Raw genomic sequence first — 241 nt, 5'->3', positions numbered from 1 at the left:
GGTTTTTTCATGGCTATACTTAGCGATGCACGGCAGAACTCGCCGCGAAACGTGACGGTGGCAACAGATGAATATTTATACCTTTGATTTTGATGAGATTGAGAGTCAGGAGGATTTTTATCGTGACTTTAGCCAAACCTTTGGTCTGGCGAAAGATAAGGTACGCGATCTCGACTCACTATGGGATGTGTTAATGAACGATGTCCTGCCGCTACCACTTGAGATTGAATTTGTTCATCTG

General features: G+C 44.0%; 1 protein-coding gene. It reads left to right on the top strand.

Going from position 1 to position 241, the window contains the following annotated elements; translation table 11 throughout:
* Window positions 1–67 precede the first annotated feature (67 nt).
* On the top strand, window positions 68–241 hold a 174-nt coding region (locus HMPREF0298_RS12985), incomplete at its 3' end, for a barstar family protein (protein WP_006841355.1).

It is taken from the genome of Corynebacterium lipophiloflavum DSM 44291 (assembly GCF_000159635.1).
Taxonomy (GTDB): domain Bacteria; phylum Actinomycetota; class Actinomycetes; order Mycobacteriales; family Mycobacteriaceae; genus Corynebacterium; species Corynebacterium lipophiloflavum.
This window is presented reverse-complemented; position numbering and strand designations above follow the sequence as displayed.